Origin of the sequence: Bifidobacterium sp. RTP21102st3_E2_RTP21102_210122, assembly GCF_040916945.1 — a bacterium.
Classification (GTDB): domain Bacteria; phylum Actinomycetota; class Actinomycetes; order Actinomycetales; family Bifidobacteriaceae; genus Bifidobacterium; species Bifidobacterium longum.
On record NZ_JBCPAN010000010.1, the window covers coordinates 22469 to 30974 of the forward strand.

General features: G+C 61.8%; 7 protein-coding genes. 4 read left to right on the plus strand and 3 right to left on the minus strand.

Annotated elements, in window-relative coordinates; genetic code table 11:
- The first annotated feature begins 438 nt into the window (after nucleotides 1-438).
- Entirely contained in the window at nucleotides 439-1038 is a 600-nt protein-coding gene (locus AB5287_RS09750) for a biotin transporter BioY (protein ID WP_007052980.1), read from the plus strand.
- A gap of 31 nt (nucleotides 1039-1069) precedes the next feature.
- On the opposite strand, the gene AB5287_RS09755 is transcribed toward AB5287_RS09750, so the two are convergent.
- The gene (locus tag AB5287_RS09755) at nucleotides 1070-1975 is read right to left on the minus strand and encodes a biotin--[acetyl-CoA-carboxylase] ligase (RefSeq protein ID WP_007052979.1); all 906 of its coding nucleotides are present in this window, start codon (nucleotides 1973-1975) and stop codon (nucleotides 1070-1072) included.
- A 232-nt stretch (nucleotides 1976-2207) separates the two neighbouring features.
- Here AB5287_RS09755 and AB5287_RS09760 point away from each other — a divergent pair, with 232 nt between their 5' ends.
- A complete protein-coding gene (locus AB5287_RS09760) occupies nucleotides 2208-4232 on the plus strand; it encodes a DUF6020 family protein (protein WP_007053764.1) in 2025 nt (674 codons plus the stop codon).
- 5 nt (nucleotides 4233-4237) lie between these two features.
- On the plus strand, nucleotides 4238-5068 hold the full coding sequence (locus tag AB5287_RS09765; RefSeq protein ID WP_010081380.1) for a helix-turn-helix domain-containing protein: 831 nt from the start codon (nucleotides 4238-4240) through the stop codon (nucleotides 5066-5068).
- Between the two features lie 91 nt (nucleotides 5069-5159).
- Here the strand turns inward: AB5287_RS09765 and AB5287_RS09770 are convergent, their stop codons facing one another.
- Nucleotides 5160-5912: an IclR family transcriptional regulator gene (locus tag AB5287_RS09770; protein ID WP_032682771.1), complete on the minus strand. Its 753-nt coding sequence runs from the start codon at nucleotides 5910-5912 to the stop codon at nucleotides 5160-5162.
- A gap of 95 nt (nucleotides 5913-6007) precedes the next feature.
- On the opposite strand from AB5287_RS09770, the gene AB5287_RS09775 reads away from it, so the two are divergent.
- Entirely contained in the window at nucleotides 6008-7279 is a 1272-nt protein-coding gene (locus AB5287_RS09775; RefSeq protein WP_047379359.1) for an IS30-like element ISBlo4 family transposase, read from the plus strand.
- Nucleotides 7280-7364: 85 nt separating this feature from the next.
- Here AB5287_RS09775 and AB5287_RS09780 read toward each other — a convergent pair whose 3' ends face one another.
- Entirely contained in the window at nucleotides 7365-8198 is an 834-nt protein-coding gene (locus AB5287_RS09780; RefSeq protein WP_195261311.1) for an IclR family transcriptional regulator, read from the minus strand.
- Nucleotides 8199-8506 lie beyond the last annotated feature (308 nt).

Here is an 8506-nt window from a genome sequence, read left to right on the forward strand (position 1 = left end):
GGCTACGAACAAACGCGCGCGTAGGTTCCGGCAACGTAACCGTTGGCGCCTGCTATCAAAAACGTTGCAAATCCGCCGATTGCACATCCTTGCGCGCCGGCTCAAGAAGTTGACGTTACGGTTGTGTTCGTCAACTTATGACAAATCGAAATCGACAATTTTGTAAATTGGTACGAAACCGCACGAAATCGAACACCTCTACGATGGCAACCGTAAGTTCGGGGGAAGGCTCATCTGCGGGCGAACGGAAGGTGACCGGACCGGCATCGGTCCATCGCCGCACGATTCGCCCGCACAGGGTCGGATTCATTTGGGACCGTCCACCATATGGACGGTTCGGACTGTCGGGGATACCGCACGACCCGCCGGAACCTCCCCTCATCCATCGCATACCGCCCGCCGTTCACGGCGATATCACGCAACATAGGGGTCATTGATATGCAGACTTCACACACCACCGCATCCGCTGCGGCCACCACATCGCTCGCCCGTCGTATCGTCGCCGCATCCTGGAAGCCGGTGCTGTTCGCCGTGCTGATGTGGCTGTCCGCGGCCGCCGGCGAGATTCCGATTCCGGGCACGCCGGTGCCGATCACGCTGCAGACGTTCGTGGTGATGCTCGCCGGTCTTATGCTGCCGTGGCGTCAGGCCGGCGCCGCCGTCGCCACCTATCTGGCGGCCGGTGCGGTCGGCCTGCCGGTGTTTGCCGGCGGCACCTCCACGCTGGCCCTGGTCGGCCCGAGCGCCGGCTTCCTCTTCGGCTTCCTGCCGGGTGTGGTGGTCATCGCCCTGCTGCGCGGCAAGTCCGACACTTCGTCCTTCGCGGCCGCCGCGCGCACCGCGGGCCGCTACCTGCTGGCCGCGCTGGTCGGCGGCGTCGTGGTGGTGTACGCCTTCGGCTTCGTCATCCAGTCCGCGCTGACCGGTGCGCCGCTCGCCGCCGTGGCCCTGGCCTCCATGGGCTTCGTGGTTGGCGACGCCATCAAGGCCGTGGTGGCCTCTCTGGCCGCCGCCGGCCTGTCCAAGCTCGGTCGCTGACCTGAGCTACTAGCTAGCTACTGGCCGGCTATTACAGCACTCCCACATCGGCGGTGCGGACCGTATGGTCCGTGCCGTCTTGTGTTCTCAGGATCAGTGAGGCGTCTTCGTTGAGGCCGATGGCTTCGCCGGTCAGCGTGGTGCCGTCCGTGAAGTGCGCCTCGACCTGACGGCCGCGCGCCCAGCACACCGCCTTCACCTCCTCGCGCAACGACTCGGCCTGGCCCTTCGGGTCGGCGATGAACTTCACCAACCGCTCGCGGAAGCCCTCGACCTGACGTTCGGCCACCGCATCGCGCATCTCGCCGAACGACGGCAGCCCGGAGACATGCAGCTGCAGCGAGGTCGATTGCGGCGTGGGCAGCCGACAGGCGCCCAAGGCCAGGTTCAGGCCGACGCCGAACACGATGACGACGTCGTCATCGGCATCAGCATCAGTACCGGTACCGGACGACGGCGGAATCACCAGTTCCGAGAGCAGCCCGCCCAGCTTGAGCCCGTGGCAGAACACGTCGTTCGGCCATTTGAGTTCCAGCGAGCAGTCCGGCTGGTTCGGCGCGGCACCGTATTCCTCGATCATGCCGTTCAGGGCGTCCAGCGTGACCAGTCCGGCGATCATCTGCAGCCAGCCATTGACGGATTCGTCGGTGGCGATCGCGCGCGGAATGCGCACGGCATAGGACATCGTCGAGCAACGGCCGGGCTGACTGACCCACTTGTGACCATTGCGCCCACGGCCGGCGGTCTGCCGGTCGGCGGCCACCACGGCCACCGCCAGTTCGCCATCCTGGTGGTCGGGCAACGTCAACGACCCGTCGCCAATCATCTGTACGGCCAGCGCGTTGGTCGAATCGGTTTCGTCCACGGCGACCACATGATCTGCGACGGCTGTAGTTCTGGGTAGCTGCGGCGTTGCAGCTTTCAACGCAATCATCATGGGCACTACGTTACCTCGATTTTGGCGCGATATGCCCGCGTTATTCCATGGAAAAGCGCGCAAAATCAACTATTTTCACCCACATAGCCCATGTTAACGTTCACAACTTCGGAAATTCCGCATTCGCCGACCCCACGCATGCACCCGGCCGTCATATTGGCTTGCGAACAATGGCGATGCCCGGCAGACATCGAATATCAACCGTTGACCTGTGCGGCTACCATATATTGTCATGACGTCACCAGCCACCGCGAAGCTTGCCGCCGTATCCAGCCGCCAGTCCCACCCGCATCTTGCGCGCGCGGGCGCTGCCGCGCGCTGGACACTGGCCGTGCTGGCCGGCCTGTGGCTTGCACTGTGCACGGCGGTCGGCCCGCTGTACTGGGACGAGGAGAACGGCACCCTCGCCCATTGGAACTGGGCCAATACCGCAATATTCGTCGTGTCATTCCTGATATATCTCGGAATCATCACGCTGATGGTGCGATTCGCAGCAGGCCAGCGCATACTGCCGAGGGCTATCGGCGAGCGACTACGTCAACATCAGCGGAATAGCGAAACATCACGGCCCGCCGCCGATCAGCAGGCCAGCCAACCAGCCAAGACCCGTCGTACCGTTCGCGCTATCGTCACGTCCACCGTCACTGTTCTGGACCGCTGGATCACACGCGGCACGAACCGGTTCTGGAAGCTTATGCTGGTGTTTTTTGTCGGCTGGCTCTGGGTGCCGACCACTCTGCTGGCCGCATTCGGTGCGGACCTCCGCTCACAGATCCGTGAATTCAGCTGGGCCTGGAACCAGTGGACCGGCCTGAAACAGCCCTATATCGGCTTCTTCTCCTTCGTGCCGATGGACATCTACCCCACTGCGCACTACATGTGGCCGTCCGATCCCACGTATCTGACCGACCAGCACAATGTGGTACTCACTGTGTTCTATGGCGCGATGGTCACGTTTGCGAGGCATCTGACCGGCTCAAACGATGCCGGTATCGTGACGTTGGCTGCCCTGCAGACGCTGTTCGCCGTGTTCTGCTGCGCTGCCGCCGCCAATCGATTCCTGAACCGGCCTTGGATAGGAAAAACGGCAACGGATTCCGCCGCTCCCCCACAGGCCGGAGGATTGGCTCGATTCCTGATTCTGCTGTTCTTTATGGTCTGCCCGCTGGCCGTGTTTTCCACTATCTCCATCACCAAATCGCCGCTGTTCGCGTTCTCGTTCGTCTGGTGGTTCAGCGTCTGGTATGAACTCGTCCAGACCTGGCACCCCGCCGGCACCCGCAAACATCCTCAGACCCCTGCCATCGCCACGCCCGTCCACTTGCCGCGTCACAGTTTCATCGCCTTTATCCTGGCCACGTCGGTAATGCTGATTTCCGCGAAATATGCGTGGTACATCATCGCCCTACAAATCGTGCTGGCTCTGATCGCCGACCGCAAGCGCTGGGCGACTTACGTCGTGGCGCTGCTCATCCCCACCGTACTGATTCACGGCGGCATCTCCTTCGCCATCTCCTCTGGCGCGATCATCGGCGGCGACCCAATCGAAAGCCGCGGCGTACAGCTGCAAATGATCGCCCGCGTGGCCCAGCGCAATCCGGACGGCATTTCAGACGAAGCCAAAAAGAACCTCGCGCCCGTCTTCAATCTCGATCAGATGGCCGACGCTTACTCCCAGCAGGACGCCGACCCGGTGAAATCCTCCGGCATTCAGGCCAAGAAGGTCAGCTACAAGTGGCGCACGGTGACGCCCGAGGATATGACCAATTTCAACAAGGCATGGTTCGAAATCGTCAAGGACAATCCAATCATCGCGCTGGATGCGTTGCTGGCCAAATGCTTCGGATACTTCAATGTGAACGATCAGCCGTACGTATCGATGGATTATTACGTGACCAGCGATTACGTGCAGAAAAACTCCACATGGATCAAGGATTACAACCATGACTGGCGTGAGCACATCGCCGGCTTCACTCGCGTATGGGGCGGTATTCCCGTACTCGGCTGGCCTACGCACGGCAATTTCTACGTGGTGATGACATTGCTGATCGGCGCGGCCGAGGTGATTCGCCGACGTTGGCTCACCCTCATGACCCATATTCCGCTGCTACTGCTGATGGGCGTGATGATCACCGCGCCGGCCAATAATTTCGAGCGGCACATGTTGCCGGTTGCGTTTGTATTCGGATTCGTGGTGCTGACGTATTGGCGAGAGTCTTTGGCTGAAAGGCAACGCCAATCAGCGACGCTACACTAGTGACTATGTCAGATTTTCTCGAACTTCTTGCTGCCGACGTTGCCGATTCGTCCGCACCCGGCATCGCCGCGACCAACCGCGTACGCACCGTGCTGTTCGAGTGCCTGTTCAATCATCTGGCCGACGAACGAGTGGAGTCCCTGTTCACCATCCTCGGCTTCGAGCATGACTTCGATTGTTACGCCATCGCCGGATACCCTGCCCGGTCCGCCGCACGTACGGCCAAGGAAATCGAGAAAATCGTAGCCGATTTCGGCGGTGTGTGTCTGACCGCCAAGCGCCCGATCGGCAACAGCACCGCCGTAGTGGCGTTGATTCGTCCGGTCGGTGCGGCCACGCCGGAAATCATCTGCAATACCATCGACCCGTCGTTCGCCGCCGATCGGCCAATCGCCTTGGGTCCGCAGCGTACCGGTGCCGATGGCGCGATGCGTTCGATTCAGGCCACGCTTTACTGTCTTCAGGCCGCGCCGGCTCTGGCCGCCACCGTGCAGCCATCGCCGCGCCCGTTACGCACCGACGACGCCCTGCCCGAACGTGCGTTGATCGGCGACGCGGACGCCCGTGACGAACTGGTCCGCGTGGTCTACGGAAGCCTGACAGCAGCAGGCCCGGATGATCCGACGCTGCTCACCGTCTCCACATTCCTGAAGTTCGGCGGTTCGCTCGAGACCACGGCCAAGGAGCTCAACGTACATCCCAATACGATCCGCTACCGTTTGAAGCGCGCCGCCGAATCCACCGGCTGGGATGCCACCGACCCGCGCGAGGCGTACGTGCTGATCACCGCCATCGCGCTGGGTCGTGTGGCCGAAGCGCAGCGGACCGCAGCGTAGTCGGGCAGAAGCATAACCAGCAGAACCGTAGCCGGCAAAGGCCATAGCTGACCGGGCATAACCGTCCAGCCCGACAGCCTAGCGGGCCGAATCAGGCTGCCTGAATCTCGTGTACGCCATCGTGCAGTAACGCGGCCAAGGATTCTTGAGTGGCTAACACTTCGTCCACGAATCCACCGGCGGACAGGCTGGCGATCACGCGACCGGACTCGTTGTCCACAATCGGTACACCAACGGCACCGACACCCAACGTCACATCCTCATCCGACAGTGCATATCCACGTTCGCGAGTCAAGCGAATATCCTCGCGCAACTGTTCCACACTGACCAGCGTGTTCTCGTTATATGCCGGGAACGGCGCTCCTGCAAGATAGCGTTCGACATCGGCATCCTCGAAATACGCCAAGGCCACGCGGCCGGCCGCGCCAGCATGTAGAGGCAGCACGCGGCCCGGGCGCAGGATCAGCGAATCGATGGCATGACCTTGCGCGCATTCCACGCATACCAATTCAGTGCCGGAGACCACACTGAGGAATGAGGTCATGCCGGTTTGCGCGGTGATGGCATGCATGACCGCAATCGCAGGCTGCCATTCGGTACGAGACGTGCGAGCGGCATCAGCCAATCGCAGCCAGTCCAGCGATAATGAGTAGTTGCCATCCGTATCCGTTACGGCCCACCCCACATCGACCAGTCCATCCAGCACACGGTATACGGAGGATCGCGGGATATCACAGGCGTCGGCGATATCTGCCGGAGACAGGCCATTCTCCGCCGCCAATGCGTCCATCACACGACTCGCCTTGTCTAAAGCGCGGGTCGGTTCACGTTTGTCTTCCGCCATCGCCGACGTTCCTTTTTCCCCCCCCCTGACTTATCCCTGACTCAGGCGGGTTCTAGTGATCGTTGCAACACCTGACCTACCGCAAGGAGGGTCAGGTGACCAGAAGCCACCGAAACGAAGACCGTGGCGGGGAACACCGTTGGACGTTCAACGGCGTCGAATATCCGACGAGGAAGCTGATGTGCGAGGCGAGACGCGCCGAGTACGTGCGCCTGCTGGACGAGGAAGGCATGAACTTCACCCAGGCCGCGCACGCGGTCGGCGTCTCGAAACGCACCGGCAAGGCGTGGCGCAACGGCAGGACGCGCGCCACGGGAAGGAACGAGAAACCCCTGGTGGACTGGTATCGTTCCACCATGGACAAACCCAAGACCCTCCATCCGCGCTACCTGAGCCAGGAGGAGCGCATCCAGATCGCGGACCGTCTGCGTCTGGGCGATTCGATCCGCGCCATCGCCCGCCTGCTGGGCCGCGACCCCGGCACGGTCAGCCGCGAGGTCGAGCGCAACAGGAATCCCGAGTCCGGCGGTTACGAGCCCTGCCGCGCCCAGCAGAAGGCCGCGGACCGGCTCAAACGCCCCAAACCGCGCAAGGCGGCCGAGGGCACGCGACTGTGGGACGAGATCGCCGCCGGGTTGCGCAGGCATTGGAGCCCGGAGCAGATAGCCAACCGGCTGAGGCTGGACTTCCCGGATAATGGGGATATGCACGCGAGCGTCGAGACGATCTACCAGGCCATCTACCTGCAGGCCAGGGGCGAACTCAAGCAGGAGCTGAAACGCGCCATGAGGCAGGGGCGAACCGCCCGCAGACCCCAAGGCGGCCAAGGCCGCAAACCCCGTTTCCGCGAACCCATGGCCATGATCTCGGAGCGACCCCCGGAGATCGAGGACCGGGCGGTCCCGGGCCACTGGGAGGGCGATCTCATCACCGGCAGCCGCAACAAAAGCGCCATCGGCACGCTCGTCGAGCGCACCACCAGGTTCACGATCCTGCTGCACCTGCCCGACGGGCACGACGCCGAACACGTCCAGCAGGCCATCATCGACAAGATGCAGCACCTGCCCAAACTCCTGCGCAACAGCCTGACCTGGGACCAGGGAGCGGAACTCGCCCTGCACAAACGGATCGGCGCCTCGCTGGACATGGCCGTCTACTTCTGCGACCCGCACTCCCCGTGGCAGCGCGGCACCAACGAGAACACCAACGGGCTCCTGCGCCAGTACTTCCCCAAAGGCACCGACCTATCCGTCTACCCGGAGGACTACCTCGACGCGGTCGCCGAGGAACTCAACGACCGGCCACGCAAAACCCTCGGGTTCATGAAACCAAGCGAGAAGATCATCGAACTGCTCGACGCCGCGTGATAACCTCAACAACCGACAACGTGACCATGGAAAGCCGCTCAAACCTCAGGTGTTGCAACCACCACTAGAATCTGCCTCATCGTATTCAACTGTTCAGGCCAAGATAATCACCACTGTATCCAAGGCCTCGCGACACCTCGCGGCCGGCAGTCTGCACCAATTGCACCATGTCTTGAGCCGATGCCGTTGCCGGTTTCCCATCTACCAGACAGGCCAGCTCAGGTTCCAAGGAGCGGGAAAGGCTACTCAGGGCGATTGCCGCTTGAATCTCTCCGGCGTGATTGAATACCGGTACGCTGATAGTCACGGAGCCGGCCATGGTCTGGCCGACGTCATAGGTGAAGCCGCATTCACGTATATGACGAGCCTGTCCCATTGCTGTGGTACGCATCGTGGAGAATGTGCCGCCGAGCTCGTTGTTATAGGCATAGTGTTCCAACAGCTGCTCGTAGCGAGCCGGGGGAAGCCAGGCCGTCAGTACATGAGAGGGAGCGCTCATGCTCAGAGGCAAGCTATTGCCCACCAGCTGTGCATAGCTTTGCAATGCCTCACGGGTGCGTGTCTCGATACACACCGTGCGCAATCGCCTCCGAACGAACAGACCCCAGATGCCGAACTGGCCACGATGGGCGCGGAAGGTACGGCGAGCGATTTGCTGAATGTCCAGTCTGCTTTCGATTTGGCCGCCGATACGTACGCAATCGATGCCAAGCCGATACTCGCCACGATTGATGCCGCGTTCCACCCAACCGACTGCGGCGAGATTATCCAGCAAACGATACGTTGAGCTTACGGGTTCACCAGTACGTTCGCTTATGGTTTTTGCAGTGCTTGGTCCCAGTTCCGCCAATACATCAAGTACTGCCTTGGATTTCACCAATGCATCTACGCTACGGTCATCACGGCTTGGCGCCACCATGCGCGTCACCTCCTGGCCTGTATGTTGATACCTCAGCCATCTTACCGGGTATTCAGCGGGTTGCCGCCCAAAACGCACTGGGCCCCGGCAGGAGTATCCCGTCGGGGCCCAAGAGGTTTCTGGCTCCCCTCTTTGAGGGGGAGCCGTCCGCGCGGCGGACCGGGGGAGATCCGAGACGCTAAGGCCCAAGGACGCGAGAAACACCCCGACGCGCGGGTGTCCTGATATGGGGAAAGCCCCTTGGGGCGTGTGCTCCGAGGGGCTTCCTGTACGTGTGATGCGGCGGCGTGCTACTCTCCCACACCCTG